General features: G+C 38.0%; 13 protein-coding genes. 8 read left to right on the plus strand and 5 right to left on the minus strand.

Annotated elements, in window-relative coordinates; all coding sequences use genetic code 11:
- Positions 1-25 precede the first annotated feature (25 nt).
- Together HQN86_RS18885 and HQN86_RS26755 are read right to left on the minus strand one after the other, a co-directional pair.
- Complete coding sequence (locus tag HQN86_RS18885; RefSeq protein ID WP_172662452.1) at positions 26-682, minus strand: ATP-binding cassette domain-containing protein; 657 nt, start codon at positions 680-682, stop codon at positions 26-28.
- Entirely contained in the window at positions 679-981 is a 303-nt protein-coding gene (locus HQN86_RS26755) for a hypothetical protein (RefSeq protein ID WP_216854454.1), read from the minus strand. The genes HQN86_RS18885 and HQN86_RS26755 overlap by 4 nt, the downstream gene beginning before the upstream one ends.
- 177 nt (positions 982-1,158) lie before the next feature.
- Here HQN86_RS26755 and HQN86_RS18890 point away from each other — a divergent pair, with 177 nt between their 5' ends.
- The 5 genes from HQN86_RS18890 to HQN86_RS18910 all read left to right on the plus strand — a co-directional run bounded on the left by HQN86_RS18890 (position 1,159) and on the right by HQN86_RS18910 (position 6,521).
- The gene (locus HQN86_RS18890) at positions 1,159-2,667 is read left to right on the plus strand and encodes a bifunctional GNAT family N-acetyltransferase/carbon-nitrogen hydrolase family protein (protein ID WP_172662453.1); all 1,509 of its coding nucleotides are present in this window, start codon (positions 1,159-1,161) and stop codon (positions 2,665-2,667) included.
- Between the two features lie 28 nt (positions 2,668-2,695).
- Positions 2,696-3,841, plus strand: a complete 1,146-nt coding sequence (locus tag HQN86_RS18895; protein ID WP_172662454.1) for a glycoside hydrolase family 18 protein — start codon at positions 2,696-2,698, stop codon at positions 3,839-3,841.
- 24 nt (positions 3,842-3,865) lie between these two features.
- The gene (locus tag HQN86_RS18900) at positions 3,866-4,438 is read left to right on the plus strand and encodes an NADPH-dependent FMN reductase (protein ID WP_172662455.1); all 573 of its coding nucleotides are present in this window, start codon (positions 3,866-3,868) and stop codon (positions 4,436-4,438) included.
- Positions 4,439-4,530: 92 nt separating this feature from the next.
- Positions 4,531-5,439, plus strand: coding sequence for a helix-turn-helix domain-containing protein (locus HQN86_RS18905; protein WP_172662456.1), 909 nt, complete (start codon positions 4,531-4,533; stop codon positions 5,437-5,439).
- A gap of 80 nt (positions 5,440-5,519) precedes the next feature.
- Complete coding sequence (locus tag HQN86_RS18910) at positions 5,520-6,521, plus strand: aldo/keto reductase (RefSeq protein WP_172662457.1); 1,002 nt, start codon at positions 5,520-5,522, stop codon at positions 6,519-6,521.
- A gap of 16 nt (positions 6,522-6,537) precedes the next feature.
- Here the strand turns inward: HQN86_RS18910 and HQN86_RS18915 are convergent, their stop codons facing one another.
- Positions 6,538-7,623: a Gfo/Idh/MocA family protein gene (locus HQN86_RS18915; RefSeq protein WP_172662458.1), complete on the minus strand. Its 1,086-nt coding sequence runs from the start codon at positions 7,621-7,623 to the stop codon at positions 6,538-6,540.
- A gap of 139 nt (positions 7,624-7,762) precedes the next feature.
- Here HQN86_RS18915 and HQN86_RS18920 point away from each other — a divergent pair, with 139 nt between their 5' ends.
- Positions 7,763-9,598: an outer membrane protein assembly factor BamB family protein gene (locus HQN86_RS18920; RefSeq protein ID WP_172662459.1), complete on the plus strand. Its 1,836-nt coding sequence runs from the start codon at positions 7,763-7,765 to the stop codon at positions 9,596-9,598.
- 8 nt (positions 9,599-9,606) lie between these two features.
- Here the strand turns inward: HQN86_RS18920 and HQN86_RS18925 are convergent, their stop codons facing one another.
- Positions 9,607-10,317 carry a membrane or secreted protein gene (locus HQN86_RS18925; protein ID WP_172662460.1) on the minus strand — a complete coding sequence of 237 codons (711 nt, stop codon included), beginning with the start codon at positions 10,315-10,317 and terminating at the stop codon, positions 9,607-9,609.
- A 126-nt stretch (positions 10,318-10,443) separates the two neighbouring features.
- On the opposite strand from HQN86_RS18925, the gene HQN86_RS18930 reads away from it, so the two are divergent.
- Together HQN86_RS18930 and HQN86_RS18935 are read left to right on the plus strand one after the other, a co-directional pair.
- Complete coding sequence (locus HQN86_RS18930) at positions 10,444-11,229, plus strand: phosphatase PAP2 family protein (protein WP_246269692.1); 786 nt, start codon at positions 10,444-10,446, stop codon at positions 11,227-11,229.
- A 79-nt stretch (positions 11,230-11,308) separates the two neighbouring features.
- A complete protein-coding gene (locus HQN86_RS18935) occupies positions 11,309-12,892 on the plus strand; it encodes a Na+/H+ antiporter (RefSeq protein WP_172662461.1) in 1,584 nt (527 codons plus the stop codon).
- Here the strand turns inward: HQN86_RS18935 and HQN86_RS18940 are convergent, their stop codons facing one another.
- On the minus strand, positions 12,893-13,879 hold the full coding sequence (locus HQN86_RS18940) for an AraC family transcriptional regulator (RefSeq protein WP_172662462.1): 987 nt from the start codon (positions 13,877-13,879) through the stop codon (positions 12,893-12,895).
- Between the last annotated feature and the right edge of the window lie 125 nt (positions 13,880-14,004).

Raw genomic sequence — 14,004 nt, forward strand, 5'->3', positions numbered from 1 at the left:
TATGATATATCAATTACGAGTAGTGCTAAGCCTTTGCGTATCCTAAAAATTCAAGTTCCTCAACGGCTTTTGTCAGATGGGTTTTTCCTCCTGTTAAAACGTAAAGACTATCACTGATCTCGATTATGTTTCTGAACATATGATCTGTAATCAATAATCCTTTATTTTTCTTTTCCTCGTTCATTAGTTCCATGATTGCCTCAATCATTATGGGGCTCAGGTGTGAAAAAGGCTCATCCAGCATGGCGAATTTAGATTTTGCCTTTAGTACAATGTATACTTCAACTAGCCTTCGGTTGCCGCCAGATAGACTTTTTAAAGCGCTTTTATAGTTGGATTTAAAATCCGGGAAGCGGTTTTCGAATTCAAAAAAGTCCAGATCAAAGTCGGCAAATACTCTTTTTAAAGTTAAAGTTTGTGGTATAAAGTTAAACTGCGGAAGATATAGGAGTAAATCAGGCCTCTTATAGGCAGCCTGAACCGTTAAATCGTCAAAGCGAATGGATTTACTGTTAGCATTTAGATTGCCGTAGATAATGTTCATTAAGCATGTTTTACCATTTCCATTTCTACCGAGCAAACCAGTTATTTTGCCGGTTTCGCACTTTAAATAAATATCAGATAAGATCCTTCTTGAACCAAATTCAAGGAATATGCTATCGGCTTCAAGTTTATGGATCATTTAACGGCGTAAATTAAAAGGGCAACAAATAACAGGAAGTCGAAGGTTAAGGTACCTATCCATAAAGTAAGCTTAGGTATTCCCAAGTTTTGATAGTAATAAAACTCCTTATTTTTGTAGTTATTTATATAATAGATAATTATCCCGTAGGTAATTATTTTAAACCAAAATATTAAAGTGAAAGCTTCTGAACCAAGTTTGGATAGCATGTATGCCGACACCAAAGTTAATACAAAAGCTGTAGTGAAAAAGCTCATGTAAAAAGTAAACATCAGTCTTAATGTTTTAATTTTTAACATTTTATCTTTTGGTTGAATGGTTTTGGCACATTTAAGCTGGTTTAAATTCAATCTATCGCACCTTGCTAAATATAGTAAGAAGTTCTTGGAATATGGCTTTGCAGGGTGGGTAATTCTGTTTCAAAATATATTTCAGGCACTATTTATGTGCACTAGCAAGTATAACAACACGTACTCATGAATATTGAAATTAGAAAATTGACGCTCGAAGATTATAGTGACCTAAAGGAATCTATGGAGCAGGCATATGATACCCTGGGAGGACAAATCTGGAGCAAGCAAACTATCGCTAAACTATTAAAATTATTTCCTGAGGGCCAGTTGTGCATTGCTGTAGACGAGAAAGTAGTGGCCTGCTCATTATCTATTATAGTGGACTATGATGAGTATGGAGATAAACACACCTATCAAATGATAACCGGTAGGTATACATTTTCTACCCATGATCCCAATGGAGATACCTTATATGGAATAGAAATCTTTGTTTCGCCTGAATATCGCGGTCTGCGCTTAGGCCGCAGGCTTTATGAAGCCAGAAAGGAACTTTGTGAAAGCTTAAATTTAAAGAGCATCATTGCCGGCGGGCGCATCCCCGGCTATCATGAACATGCCGATACACTAAGCCCAAGACAGTATATCGATAAAGTAAAAGCTAAGGAGTTATACGATTCAACACTTACCTTTCAATTATCTAATGATTTTCACGTAAGAAAGGTATTAAAAAACTACCTTCCGGGCGATCATGAATCTAAAGAATTTGCAACGCTGATTGAATGGAATAATATTTATTATCAGGGAGTTGATGCTTCGGCAAGATCTGCAAAAACCATTCGTATAGGACTGGTTCAATGGCAAATGCGTCTTTTCCCTACCATGGATGCTTTTTATGAGCAGGTAGAATTTTTTGTAGATGCTGTGAGCGGTTACAAATCCGATTTTATTATGTTCCCGGAATTTTTTAATACTCCGCTTTTACAGCCTTACAATCACTTACCAGAAATGGAGGCGATGCGTAAACTTGCAGAACTTACCGAAGAGATTGTTATTAAAATTCAGGAATATGCGGTTTCATACAATGTAAATATCATTTCGGGCAGTATGCCAATATTAGAAGATAATAAGCTGTACAATGCCACCTATCTTTGCCACAGAAACGGAAAAACAGATGAATATAGAAAGATTCATATTACTCCAAATGAACGGAAATATTACGGTATGGTTGGGGGTGATAAAATTCAGGTATTTGATACCGACTGCGGGAAAGTAGGGATTCTGGTTTGTTATGATGTCGAATTCCCGGAGTTGAGCCGCATCTACGCCGATCAGGGAATGCAGATTCTATTTGTTCCATTTCTTACCGATACTCAAAATGGATACACCAGAGTAAGAAGATGTGCACAAGCCAGAGCCATAGAAAACGAATGCTATGTGGCTATTGCCGGCTGTGTAGGGAATTTGCCTAAAGTAAACAACATGGATATTCAGTTTGCGCAATCGGCAGTATTTACACCTTCTGACTTTGCTTTTCCTACCAATGCTGTTAAAGCTGAAGCGACACCCAATACAGAAATGATGTTGGTTGTAGATGTTGACCTGCACCTGCTTGATGAAATTCATCATTTTGGTACCGTTAGGATACTTAAGGACAGGCGTAATGATCTTTATGAGGTTAAATTACTTAAATAGGATTATATTTATATTCCTATTTAAGTTTATGAAAAAGTATCTCAAGTTCTCTGTTTGTGGCTTAACCACCATTTTACTCCTGGTAACTAATGCATTTTCTCAATCAGATCCCGTAAAAAGTAAACCAGTAATAATTGGATACGTTGCCGGATTTAGAGGGTTAATAAATACCGATAAGATTGCTGCCCAAAAACTTACGCATATAAATTATGCCTTTGTAAATGTAAAAGGCAATAGTGCATTTTTAGGAAACCTGAAGACGGATACGGTAAATTTTAGAAAATTAAATCTGTTAAAACAAAAGAATCCTGATCTTAAGATATTTATTTCAATAGGTGGATGGGCATGGAGTGAGAACTTTTCGGATGCGGTATTAACCGATTCCTCCAGAGCTGAATTTGCACAGAGTTCAGTAGATATTATAAGAAAGTATAATCTGGATGGAGTAGACATCGACTGGGAGTATCCTGCCCGGGCAGGAGAAGAAGGTAATGTGTATAGACCCGAGGATAAGCAGAATTTCACATTAATGTTTCAGGCGATCCGTAAAGAATTAGATGTACTTCAGAAGGAGACAGGTCAAAAGAAGCTTCTTAGTACTGCTGTTGGTGGTTTTACTGATTTTTTGAATACCTCAGAGATGGGGAAAGCTCAACAATATCTGGATTACGTTAATCTGATGACCTACGACTTGTATACTGGCGGTGGTACGGCCAGTCATCATGCTAATTTATACGATTCAAAAAAGATAGCGTCTAATAGCTCTGCTGATAAAACGATAAAAGCTTTTATAGCTGCGGGTGTTCCTGCCAATAAATTAGTTATGGGAATAGCATTTTATGGCCGCAATTTTAAAATTGATGAAAGTGGTAAGAAAGGGCTTGGAGATAAAGTTGTTTCTGGTCAATTTGGAAAGGGTTATACACTTTTAAAAGATAGCCTTATTAATAAAAATGGTTACAAAAGATTTGTAGATAAGGGGGCAAAAGCGCCTTATCTTTTTAATGAAAAGAACAAGACTTTTATTACCTATGAAGATGAGCAATCCGTAAAGAATAAATGCAAGTATGTAAAAGAACATGGTCTGGCGGGAGTAATGTTTTGGGAGTATTCATCGGATCCCAAAGAGTATCTGCTTGACGAAATTAATAAGAGACTTGCTAATAGACTTTAGTGTACAAAACAGAAAAAACTTATTATGTCCCGTAAAATTAAAGTAATAGCCATTTCCGGAAGCACTAGAAAGACATCTTCTAATCTTAATCTGATAAAAGGAATTGCTCGGTTAACTTCTGATATTTTTGAAATAAACATTTTTGAAGGCCTATCTGATATTCCTCAATTTAATCCTGATCTCGATCTGGAGACACCACCAATACAAGTTGCCGATTTCAGGCAGCATCTTAAAACTGCGGATGCAATATTGATCTGTACTCCAGAGTATGCTATGGGAGTGCCTGGTACTTTAAAAAATGCAATTGACTGGACGGTTTCGTCAATGGAATTTTCTAAAAAACCCGTCGCATTAATCACCGCGTCATTATCTGGAGAAAAAGCGCATGCTTCTTTATTGGGTACACTTTTAATTATAGAGTCAAAGATGACAGTAGATACACAGCTTTTAATTCCAGGTATTAAGAGTAAAATAGACGAGCAGGGTAATATAACCGATCAGTTAACCTTAGGTCTTGTAAATAAGTTAATCCAATCATTAACAGATCTTGTACTTAAGGATGCAGATACAATTGAAGCGCCATTTTTAATAAATTAAATTGCAGACGGTATTTAATGACATGAAGACGACGGAGGAAATTGTAAGAAATCGCAACTTTATATCTGTTTGAATTTTATAATTTTTGTTGAATGGAACAAATTGAATCTCTACAAGAGTTTTATAGCCGGGTACCACAGGCAAATCCGTTAGGACTCTCACTTCACAATGCTGGCGCAGGGCATTTTAATGTGTTTGAGCGTAGATCATGCCTTAACAATGCCCCTTACATAAGACGTGATTTTTATAAAGTATCACTTATAATAGGTAAGGGCAAATTACATTATGCCGATAAATGGATTGAAATTGATAGGCCTGCATTACTTTTTTCAAATCCGGTAATTCCATATTCGTGGGAAGCAGCTTCAGATGATCAGGAAGGCTGGTTCTGTTTGTTTACAGAGGCGTTTATACACTCTAATGAAAAAATAGGAACCCTACAGGATTCACCGTTGTTTAAAATAGGGGGATCACCAATATTCTTTGTAAATGACGAGCAGCAGCAAGAAATCTCGGTCATCTTTAAGAAAATGATTTCTGAAGTATCCTCAGATTATATTCATAAGTATGATCTGTTACGTAATTACCTGCATCTCATTATTCATGAGGCCATGAAATTGCAACCTGCTCTGAATTTTGAAAAAAATACCAATGCTTCCTCAAGGATAGCAGGTTTATTTCTGGAATTACTTGAAAGGCAATTTCCTATAGATACACCTGAAATGGGACTCCAGTTAAAAACTGCCAATCATTATGCTGAAAATCTTTCCGTTCATGTAAATCACCTTAATCGTGCTGTTAAAGAGGTTACAGGTAAAACAACCACCGAACACATTTCATCCAGAATAGTAAAAGAAGCCATCGCTTTGCTGCAGCATACAGATTGGAATGTTGCTCAGGTAGCTTATGGGCTTGGCTTCGAATATCCTGCTTATTTTAATAACTTCTTTAAAAAACAAACCCAGCGTACACCAAAAGAGATTAGAAATATTGCTGTTTGAATTTTATAATGATCTGTTTGAATCCTTTAAACTACCGATCTTGGTAATTAGGTAATTTTGGATCATAAAATCTAAAAGTTATGAAATACAGGAATTTGGGTAAAACAAAAGAACAGCTATCGGCGATAGGTTTGGGCTGTATGGGAATGAGCTTTGCTTATGGCCCTGTTGACGATACAGAAAGTATTGCAACACTTCATAAAGCGCTTGATCTTGGAATTAATTTCTGGGATACTGCTGATATGTATGGAAATGGAAATAATGAAGAACTAATTTCTAAAGTTTTAGTTCCCAATAGAGATAAGGTCTTTATTGCTACTAAATTTGGATTCAGATTTAAAGATAACATTGCAGGATCAAGTAATGCTTCTGGAACTTACTTTGATGGTTCACCAAAATGGATTAAGGTTGCTGTAGAAAATAGCTTAAAACGTTTAAAAATAGATACAATTGATTTGTATTATGCTCACAGGATAGATCCAGACGTTCCGGTTGAAGATACAGTCGGAGCTATGGCAGAGCTGGTAAAAGAAGGTAAAGTACGGTATCTTGGATTGAGCGAGGCATCGCCCGCTTCTATCCGTAGAGCTCATGCAGTGCATCCAATTACGGCGTTGCAAAGTGAATATTCGTTGCTTACCAGAGATGTGGAAGGTGAGATATTGAGTACCGTGCGTGAACTTGGGATTACACTTATCCCTTATTCCCCGCTGGCAAGAGGTTTGGTAACTAACGCTTTAAATGTGGAACAGCTTGATGATACCGACTTCCGTAAAACACTTCCACGTTATAGCGGGGATAACCTAAAGAACAATGAAGGGCTTGCGCATGATTTTGGAAAGCTGGCACAGGAAAAAGGATGTACAGCGGCCCAATTGGCACTTGGATGGGTACTGGCTCAAGGCGATGATGTAATTCCTATCCCGGGAACCAAGAAAAGAAAATACCTTGAAGAAAATGTAGGGGCGGTTGATCTTACATTATCTGCCAACGACTTAAAAATCATCGATGAACTACTCCTTCGTTATCCAAATACAGGTGAGCGCTACAATGAGGGTTCAATGAAGCTGGTAAATAGATAGCTTTTGGTGAATTAATTTAGTTAATAGGTACCTTACGCCCTTCTTTAGCTGAGCGTTTAGCTGCCTCCAATATTTTTACTACAATCAGATTGTTGTTTAGTGATGATAGATCATTTTCGGGTTTTACTTCATTTTTCAGCACTGCAGCAAGATAGTTAAGGTGGTTGCTATGCGCCGGCGCTAAAGGTTTGGCTTCTTCTAGCTGATAGTTGTTTTTTCCGTTTTCCTTGGTACGAAGTGTATTTGAGTTTACTGCCTGTATGTATCCTGTTTTTCCAAATACTTCCATGTCTTTTATGCTAAACGGCCAGTTCCATGAAGCTTCTATGATGCCAGTTGCCGTTGGATATTCGAGTAATATTGTTGCATCATCGTCAACGTTCGGGTAAACATCCTTTTTTATCTGATGTGTTAATGCAGTAACTGAAATGGGCGCTTTTCCATTCATTAGCCAGGTCATAAGATTTGCACCATAACAACCAAAATCTATAATCGCACCTCCACCATTCTTTTTTGGATCTGTAAGCCAATTTAAGAATTCCTTGCTTACCCCAATTTCTTTAGGTCCTTCATGGCCATCATGTGCAACTATTTTTCTAATGTCTCCAATAGCACTGCTTTGTTTAATTCGGGTGTATGCTTCCTGATTGCTTGGATACCATGTGGTTTCGTAATTGGTTAACAAATGGATTTTGTATTGTTTGGCTAGTGCGGCCATACGCTCAGCATGTCTTACAGATACAGCTAAAGGTTTTTCTACCATAACAGAAATACCAAGAGGAGCAGCTGCCTCTACTACCATTAAATGATCTTCTATCGCATTGTAAGCAAGTACTGCATCAGGTTTACGGTGTTTCAGGAGCTCTTTTAAGTCTGTGAAAAATATTGAATCAGCAAACTTAAAGCGGGCTTTAAATCTTTCTACTAAAACCTGGTTTTCTTCTGCAATACCAATGATGTTTACCTCTCCTTTTTTGTAGCTATCCATTATCAGGTTTACGTGATCATGACTAAGGCCAGCCAATACAACGTTTAATTTGGATTGTGCTTTAACCTGTAAAGAAAAAAATGCCAACAGGGCGATGGTAAGGAACTTTTGCATAAGATAATTCTTAAGGTCTTGTATGTTAACTGAAGGGCAATTTATGAATTATTGGTGTCCTAATTGAGACATTCTTGTAACAAATCAGGTCAAGTGATTAGAAAAATGTAAATTGACCTGCCCTAAAACTGGTCATGGTATGAGATATATTATTGCTTTTATAATAGTTGTTGCTTCCTTTTTAAATGTGAATGCTCAAGCATTTAAGTATGCCTTTGTTACAGATACACATGTTGGCACTGAAACTGGTGAGGAGGATTTGAGAAGAACAGTAAATGATATTAATCAACAGAATGACCTTGATTTTATTATCGTTACGGGTGATGTAACTGAAATGGGAACTAAGTTGGAAATTAAGCTTGCAAAGGAGATTTTAACCGGACTTAAAAAGCCATGGTATGTTATTCCTGGTAATCATGATACAGGTTGGTCGGAGTCGGGTGGAGTAGACTTTATTCGTGAATTTGGAAATGATAAATTTACATTTGATCATAATGGGTATCGATTTATTGCCTGTGCATCGGGTCCTTATGTGAGGATGTCGGACGGACACATTCCAAGAGATGCCGTAGTCTGGCTTGATGAAGTTTTAAAGAAAACACCAGCAGATATGCCAATTGTATTTATCAATCATTATCCTATTGATAATAGTTTGGATAATTGGTACGAAGCAACAGACAGGATTAAAAAATACAATATTCAATATGCGATTTGCGGCCATGGCCATGCAAACCAGGCAATGGATTTTGAAGGAGTACCCGCAACCATGGGACGCTCTAATTTGAGAGCTAAAGATAGTGTCGGGGGATACAATGTGGTTACAATGCGAAGTGATTCTGTCTTGTTTGCTGTTAAAAAGCCCGGATTGGCGATAGAACCTAACTGGCGTGGTATTGCTTTGGGTAAATTTATTGCCAATAGCAGTGGTAAAATAGTAAGACCATCTTATGAGATAAATGCCACTTATCCGCAGGTTAAACAGACTTGGAATTATCATGCAAGTGCAAATGTGGTACTGACTCCAGCTGCTACTAAGAAACTGGTGGTGTTTGGAAATAGCATTGGTGAGGTTGAGGCATTATCCATAAAAGATGGCAGCAAAAAATGGGGATTTAAAACCGGTGGTGCTATTTATTCTTCTCCTGTAATTGTAGGTAATGTTATTGTATTGGGTTCTGGTGATGGTTGTATTTATGGTTTGGACCTGAATAGTGGAAAGGAGATATGGAAAATTAAAACTGGAGCATCTGTTTTAGGTGCGCCGGTTACTGATGGCAGAGTTGTTTATATTGGAGGAAGTGATCATAATTTTAGAGCTATTGATGCTAAAACCGGTAAGCAAATCTGGAGTTTTGATGGGGTAGAAGGGGCCATTGTAGGCAAACCTTTAATATATCAGGGCAAGGTGCTTTTTGGCTCTTGGGGGCGCCATTTATATGCTTTAAATGAAAGCAATGGTACGTTACTTTGGAAGTGGAACAATGGAAGTGCTAATCGTATGTTTTCTCCGGCGATGTGTACTCCAGTAGCGAAGGATGGCGTAGTTTATTTTGCTGCACCAGATAGGGTACTTACCGCGTTGGATGTTAATAATGGCAATGTTCTATGGAGGAACAAAGAGGCTACAGTGAGAGAATCAATAGGTATATCTGAAGATGGTAGTCTTATTTTTGGCAAAACAATGAACAATGAAGTAGTAGCTTATAAAACACAAACTACAGATCCGGGTGTTCTTTGGCGTTTAGACATGGGATTTGGGTATGAGCATACGCCCTCTATGCTAATTGCAAAAGATAAACAAGTTTTCTTTGGAACAAGAAACGGTGTAGTATATGCTTTTGATCCTGTTAGTCAGAAAACAGTTTGGGCACACAAAGTAGATAATTCTATGGTAAACACCGTAAACGTTATCAGTAAAAAATCTGTTTTACTGGCAACAATGGATGGTGTTGTAACCTTACTTACAGTTAAGTAAAAGTAGACCTATTCATCAACCTTACTCCATACTTCATAGATTTTAGCTCCTTTACTGCTCAATCCACTATGATGCCACTTGCCATCCTGCAATTTTCCATCAAATACTAATGAAACCCCAACACGACTATTGTCTCTTGAGAAAAACTCTATTTGTTCTGTGTATTTTCCATCTTTAAAAGTATATGAACCGCCGCCGGTGCCAGAAAATTCTTTTTTCTCGGGGTCAATAGCTACCCATTGAAATTTCTTGCCTGTAAGGAGCTTGTAAGTTTGGCGGGAGCCGGTTTGATGAATATCAGCAACCTTGCCATCTTCCTGCATTCTGCCAGTTATGCGCCATACGCCCGCAAGTGGCGCTTTTCCATCATCTACACGGTTGAAATTAACACGTCCGTCTGGTACATCCATAGATAGCTTATCCGCAGAAACTTCAAATGGAACATTTAGTTCGCCTCCAACATTGGATGAATCTGAACTGTTAAAATACACCTTTGCTTTAATGGTTCCATTGTTTGCTTCATAACTACCCCCGCGAGACATTATAAACTTATCAGCCTGGTGTATGGTATGTATGAAATAGCCATCTTCAAAAAAAAGCTGATGCTGATCTGTTCCATTGCTGAATTCCCATGCGCCAGTAAGAGCACTCATTTGGGCCTGAGCTGTAGTAAAGGAAATACTGATTGCAAGTATTAACAAGATGATGTGCCTTTTCATAATGATTTAATTTATAAGTGATTGTATTAAAGATAAAAAACATTCTATGTTTATCTACAGTATTTCTCCAAAATTGTATCCCATCTTTAATTTGAAATTCCTTGGAGGGAATAAAACGATTAGAAGATGTATAGGAAATTATTAGTTATATTGGTCTTGTTCACAATACCCGGGCTTATTTTTGCCCAAACTCAGGATACATTACAGGAAAAGGGTAATTTTAGGTCAGACTCCAGTATGATGGTTTCGAGTAATTATAAACCCAAAGTTACAGCCTTTATTATTCCAGCAGTATTTATTGGTTACGGTGTGGTATCATTAACCGGTGATAATGTGATCAGGCGACTTGATTATAGCACTAAGGATGAGTTGCAGGAAGACCATCCTTTGTTTGCAGCACATGCGGATGATTATATGCAGTTTGCCCCGGCTGCGGCAGTTTATGGGCTTAATCTCTTAGGCATAAAAGGCAAGCATTCTTTGCTTGATGCTACTGGTTTATATGTATTATCATCTGCAATTATGGGCGGAAGTGTAACGGCATTAAAGAAAGCTACTCACAGACTCAGGCCTAACGGTTCGGGATATACTTCATTTCCTTCTGGTCATACAGCCAATGCATTTGCTGCCGCTGAATTTCTCAAACAGGAATATAAAGATGTTTCGCCTTGGTACGGTTACGCTGGGTATACGGTCGCAATTGCAACCGGTGTACTCAGAACGTATAACAATAAACATTGGGCTAGCGATGTGGTTGCAGGGGCGGGATTTGGTATTCTTTCTACTAAATTGTCGTACTTGTTATATCCTAAACTGAAAAAGCTGATTACAGGAAAGGGAAGTTTTAATTATACAGTAATGCCATCCTATCAGCAGCATAGTATGGGGCTTTCTTTAAGCGGAACCTTCTAATGTAATATAGATTAGCCGAATAACGGGTTGTAGCTTATTGGTTTATAATGTATTTTTAGAAGGAAATACGCCCTGACTTATGATCGAGATTGTTATTCCGTACATTGCTATAATTATTGTAATACTTTTTCTGGTAATGCTTGCCCAGAAGTTGAAAATTGCCTATCCGATAGTGCTTGTGGTTGGTGGCCTTGCAATAAGTTTATTACCCGGACTGCCCGTAATTAGCATTAACCCTGAACTTATATTTATTATTTTTCTTCCTCCATTACTATATGAGGCAGCCTGGTATACCTCCTGGAAAGATTTCTGGCGATGGAGAAGGGTAATTACGAGTTTTGCCTTTTTGATTGTATTGCTTACTTCGCTGGTGATTGCCCTGGTATCTCAAATGATCATACCAGGGTTTACATTGGCTTTGGGTTTATTACTTGGAGGAATAGTTTCTCCCCCAGATGCAGTGTCGGCAACCTCTATATTAAAGACAATAAAAGTTCCCAAGCGCATCACTGCCATATTGGAAGGTGAAAGTTTACTAAATGACGCTTCAAGTTTAATTGTATTTCGTTTTGCTATTATCGCGGTTAGTACCGGAAGCTTTGTTTTTCATGAAGCTGCATTGAGTTTTGTTATTGTAGTTTTAATGGGCGTTCTAATTGGAATAGCAGTAGGACTAGTGTATTTTGCAGTTCATAAATGGATGCCAACTGATCCGAATATCGATATCATACTTACGTTAACTGCTCCTTACGTCATGTACATTACTGCTGAGCATTTTCATTTTTCAGGCGTGCTGGCAGTAGTAAGTGGTGGGCTTTTTCTATCCTCAAAGAGTCACTTGTTCCTAAGTCACAGTAGCAGATTGCGGGGTGCTAATGTGTGGTCTGCATTTGGGTTTGTGTTAAATGGGCTTGTATTTATGCTTATTGGTCTGGAATTGCCGGTAATCGTTAATCAGCTCGGAAACGTAAGTTTAGGAGCCGCTATTGGTTACGGCGTTCTGATTACTTTAGTGCTTATTGTTACCAGGATACTGAGTACACTTGGGGCTTCTGTATTTACGGTATTTATCAGCCGCTACATAACCACAGCCGATAACAGACCGGGTTGGAAAGGACCGATTATTATAGGCTGGGCAGGTATGCGAGGTGTGGTTTCCTTAGCTGCAGCATTATCAATACCGGCATATATGGGTAACGGGGTCCCGTTTCCTCAACGAAATCTTATTTTATTCATCACGTTTACGGTGATTCTTTTAACGCTTGTGGTACAGGGAATAAGCCTTCCTTATGTGATTAAATGGGTTAATATGTCAGATCCTGATAACCACCTTCCTGAATCAGAAGAGGACTCAAGAATAAGAAAAATGCTTGCCGAACACAGTATGCAATATCTGGATGCTAATCATTCTGAAAGGGTTAAAGTCAGCCCGGGATTACAACAGATCAGGGCTAGATTAGAGAATGATTTGGCCTTCGAACATCCACAATATGATCATCAAGCGAAAGATTATCAAGATGTTTACCTTCAGTTACTAATTAAACAACGGCTATTTCTGACAGCGCTAAATAAAGAGCAGGATACGGATGAAGACGTGATTAGGAAATTGCAGGGGCTGATTGATCTTGAAGAAGAAAAACTCAGGGTACGATTTGACCTTTAATTAGTAGGATGTCGGTGGAGCGCCTGTCCATCGTTTAAAGGCCCTTGTAAAGGCACTTAATTCGTTGTAGCCAAGCAGGTATGAGATTTCTTTTATTTGATGTTCCCCTGATTTAAGATATTTTAAGGCCAGTTGTTTCCTTGCCTGATCCGCTATATACTGAAAACCTGTATCTTCTTCCTCCAATTTTCGCTGTAAGGTGCGCACGCTCATATTAAAGTTTGCCGCCACATCTTTTATTGATGAAATACCGAGGTAAGATTTTGCTAAAAGATAATTGTAAACCATCATTTCGAACTTATCCGGTTGGGTATTGGATAATTGATCAATATGCTGTAACAGCGTTTGTTGTATGCTGTAATTACCAGTAATAATTATATCATCCCAGATTTTTTTGTCGAATTGAATACAATAGCCGTCGCCTCGCTGAGGTTTACATCGTAAAACACGCTCGTATTCCTGATCGTGTGTGATCTCGTATGGAAATGTTACTTTTAGAGGTTTTATTTTTTCTAAAAGCAAACCATCCAATTCATGAATAGTAAATGCCATGAAAAAATCTACCATTTGTTTGTAAGCCAGATTTGTATGGTCTACCTTTTTATCCGGATTGAAAATGATGTCAAATACATCTGATTTCAAATTCACTTTCATACTGAACAGATCAGTTATTAAATGTGTTAATGTTGATGCCTGGGTTAAAGCATCGCCAATAGTGGTGCTTGTTTTAATGACTTCCCCAACGGCACCCAGTGCCGCTAATTGCATTGATTCTCCAAAATGGAGGCCAAATAAAGAATCTCGGCTGTTCTGAACTGCATTAAGCCAAATGTCATTCCATTGTTTTGGACCAAAATTTACCGTTTTGTTTTCCCTCAAAGATTTAAAATCGATGCCTGACAGATTGCATAATTTTTTGACATCAAGATCTCTTTGTGCATAATAAGCAAGTAGGCTCAATATAAAACGGTGCTGATGGTTTTCCATTTAGTAAAGTTATAGATTTAGTTATTCATTAAATATGTTTGTCGTGAAAAGACAACTCCTTGTCATTTATTGGTAAGGATAAACATCCTTGTGAGCACTTTCTTTGCATTAGACAATAATTAACA

Source organism: Pedobacter panaciterrae, assembly GCF_013204795.1.
Taxonomy (GTDB): Bacteria; Bacteroidota; Bacteroidia; order Sphingobacteriales; family Sphingobacteriaceae; genus Pedobacter; species Pedobacter panaciterrae.

Excerpts from the sequence above, each read along its gene's own strand:
- HQN86_RS18885 (WP_172662452.1), bottom strand. The coding sequence starts at position 682 with ATGATCCATAAACTTGAAGCCGATAGCATATTCCTTGAATTTGGTTCA.
- HQN86_RS26755 (WP_216854454.1), bottom strand. The coding sequence starts at position 981 with ATGTTAAAAATTAAAACATTAAGACTGATGTTTACTTTTTACATGAGC.
- HQN86_RS18890 (WP_172662453.1), top strand. The coding sequence starts at position 1,159 with ATGAATATTGAAATTAGAAAATTGACGCTCGAAGATTATAGTGACCTA.
- HQN86_RS18895 (WP_172662454.1), top strand. The coding sequence starts at position 2,696 with ATGAAAAAGTATCTCAAGTTCTCTGTTTGTGGCTTAACCACCATTTTA.
- HQN86_RS18900 (WP_172662455.1), top strand. The coding sequence starts at position 3,866 with ATGTCCCGTAAAATTAAAGTAATAGCCATTTCCGGAAGCACTAGAAAG.
- HQN86_RS18905 (WP_172662456.1), top strand. The coding sequence starts at position 4,531 with ATGGAACAAATTGAATCTCTACAAGAGTTTTATAGCCGGGTACCACAG.
- HQN86_RS18910 (WP_172662457.1), top strand. The coding sequence starts at position 5,520 with ATGAAATACAGGAATTTGGGTAAAACAAAAGAACAGCTATCGGCGATA.
- HQN86_RS18915 (WP_172662458.1), bottom strand. The coding sequence starts at position 7,623 with ATGCAAAAGTTCCTTACCATCGCCCTGTTGGCATTTTTTTCTTTACAG.
- HQN86_RS18920 (WP_172662459.1), top strand. The coding sequence starts at position 7,763 with ATGAGATATATTATTGCTTTTATAATAGTTGTTGCTTCCTTTTTAAAT.
- HQN86_RS18925 (WP_172662460.1), bottom strand. The coding sequence starts at position 10,317 with ATGAAAAGGCACATCATCTTGTTAATACTTGCAATCAGTATTTCCTTT.
- HQN86_RS18930 (WP_246269692.1), top strand. The coding sequence starts at position 10,444 with ATGTATAGGAAATTATTAGTTATATTGGTCTTGTTCACAATACCCGGG.
- HQN86_RS18935 (WP_172662461.1), top strand. The coding sequence starts at position 11,309 with ATGATCGAGATTGTTATTCCGTACATTGCTATAATTATTGTAATACTT.
- HQN86_RS18940 (WP_172662462.1), bottom strand. The coding sequence starts at position 13,879 with ATGGAAAACCATCAGCACCGTTTTATATTGAGCCTACTTGCTTATTAT.